The 2,292-nt window shown below is 74.3% G+C and carries 2 protein-coding genes; both read right to left on the bottom strand.

Translation table 11 applies throughout. The features are described from left to right. Positions 1-123 precede the first annotated feature (123 nt). The gene (locus G3I19_RS36110; RefSeq protein ID WP_164267897.1) at positions 124-1,257 is read right to left on the bottom strand and encodes an NAD-dependent epimerase/dehydratase family protein; all 1,134 of its coding nucleotides are present in this window, start codon (positions 1,255-1,257) and stop codon (positions 124-126) included. A gap of 175 nt (positions 1,258-1,432) precedes the next feature. Beyond that, a complete protein-coding gene (locus G3I19_RS36105) occupies positions 1,433-2,083 on the bottom strand; it encodes a hypothetical protein (RefSeq protein ID WP_164267896.1) in 651 nt (216 codons plus the stop codon). Between the last annotated feature and the right edge of the window lie 209 nt (positions 2,084-2,292).

The following is a 2,292-nucleotide window of genomic DNA, read 5'->3' as shown; positions in this document are numbered from 1 at the left end:
CGCCCGAACATGCCGCGCCAGCGCCCGCCGGAGCCGCCCTCCCGGTAGCGGCGGCGCCGGTCGTCGGGGGGGCGGAGGGAGGCGGCCAGAGGGGGCGGCCAGAGGGGGCCAGAGAGACGGACCTCAGGCCGGGGCGGCCGGGCTCTCGGCCGGGCTCTCGGCCGGGCTCTCGGCCGGGCTCTCGGCCGGGCTCTCGGCCGGGCTCTCGGCCGACGGTCGCATCGACGCGTGGGCGAACTCCGCCACCCCACCCGTGAACGGCACCGCGGGCAGCCAGCCGAGTTCGGACCGGATCCGCCGGGACGACGCGGTGATGTGGCGGACGTCCCCCAGCCGGTACTCGCCGGTCACCAGCGGGGCGGGGCCCGGGTACGCCGTGGCGAGCTGCTGGGCCATCTCCAGGATGGTGTGCGGTTCGCCGCTGCCCACGTTGTACGCGCGCAGCTCCCCGTCCGCACGGTCCCGCACGCCCTCCAGCGCCGCGGTGTTGGCGGACGCGATGTCCCGTACATGGACGAAGTCCCGCCGCTGTCCGCCGTCTTCGAACACGACCGGCGCCGTGCCGCGCGCCAGCGCCGAACGGAAGAAGGACGCCACGCCCGCGTACGGGGTGTCGCGGGGCATTCCGGGGCCGTACACGTTGTGGTAGCGGAGCGCGACCGCCCGGCCGCCGGTCGCCCGGGCCCAGGCCGCGGCCAGATGCTCCTGCGCGAGCTTCGTCGTCGCGTAGACGTTCCGCGGGTCGACGGGTGCGTCCTCGGTGACCAGGCCCGGCGCCACGGCGTCCCCGCACTCGGGGCAGGCCGGCTCGAAGCGGCCCGCTTCGAGATCCGCCGGTGAGCGCGGGCCGGGGCGGACGGTCCCGTGGCGTGCGCAGTCGTAACGGCCCTCGCCGTACACCACCATGGACCCGGCCAGCACGAGATCGCGCACGCCCGCGCCCTCCATGGCCGCGAGCAGCACGGCGGTACCGAGGTCGTTGCAGCTCACATAGGACGGCGCGTCGGCGAAGTGCTTGCCGAGTCCGACCATCGCCGCTTGGTGGCAGACCGCGTCGACACCGCGCAGTGCCTTCTCGACGGCCGCACGGTCGCGGACATCGGCCTCGATCCACTCCGCGCCGGACGGGGACGGCCGCTGGGCGTGCGCGGCGGCCAACAGGGCGTCGAACACCACCGGTTCATGCCCGCGGGCGGTCAGGTCGGCGACGATGTGCGAGCCGATGAAACCCGCGCCTCCAGTGACAAGTACACGCATGCCCTGAAGCGTACGGGCGGCCGTGTGCTGCCCCTGACCACGGGGCAGCACACGGCCGGAGTGTCGGAGAGGCGGGGCGGGGGCCGGTCAGCTGCCCAACCGGTCAGCCGCCCAACCGGTCAGCCGCCCGACCGGTCAGCCGGTCAGCCGGTCAGCCGGTCAGCCGGTCAGCCGGTCAGCTGAAGACGATCATCGACCCCTGCGCGAGGCTGCGGGTGGCAGCCGCGTGCAGCCCCAGCCACACATGCCGTTCCCGGGCGAACGGGCTGTCGTCGGCCGGGACCGGGCCGGCGGGTTCCTCCAGTGCGGTCGGGCCGGACGGGGCCTGCGGTGTCGCCGGCGGGTTCGCCGCGTCGATCCCGATGGACCCGGCCACCACCTCCAGCTCCCGGAGCAGACCGTGGGCGGAGCCCAGCGGGCCGCCGCCCTCCAGGAGTTCGTCGTTGGACAGCGGTGCGCCGAAGTCGACCGGGACATAGGCGCCCGCGTGGTCGTAGTGCCACACCAGATGGGACTGCTGCGCCGTGGACTCGAACATCTCCAGGAGCTGTTCGTAGTCGCCGCCCAGGTGGTCGACCGGGGCGACCTCCAGGCCGCAGATCTTCAGGAGGTACGCGCGCCGCAGGAAGTGCAGGGCGTCGTAGTCGAATCCGGCCACCGGGGCCACATCGCCGGAGAGGCCCGGCATATAGGCGTAGACGGGTACGGACGGCAGACCGGCTTCGCCGAGTGCCTTGTCGTAGACGGCTATCTCTTCCGCGAAGGGGTTGTCGGGGCTGTGGCACAGCACATCGACGAGGGGGACCAGCCACAGGTCACAGGCCAACGGGGCTCCTAGCGGGGTTCGGGGGTCACCCCCCGAGCGGGCTTGTCCGGCCAGCGTAATGCGCGGTTCACGCTGCGCGAAGACCCCCGGTCGACCCGGGCGTTCCCGGGCCTTCCCCAGCGGTACGGACCGGGGCGGGCCGGGGCGGGCCGCACGGCGGTACGGGGCGGGCCACACGGCGCTGCGGGGGCGGTCCGGGCGAGGCCGGG

Source organism: Streptomyces sp. SID10853 (genome assembly GCF_010548145.1).
Lineage (GTDB): Bacteria > Actinomycetota > Actinomycetes > Streptomycetales > Streptomycetaceae > Streptomyces.
Note: the sequence above shows the minus strand (reverse complement) of the source record. Positions and strands in the feature narration are given on the sequence as shown.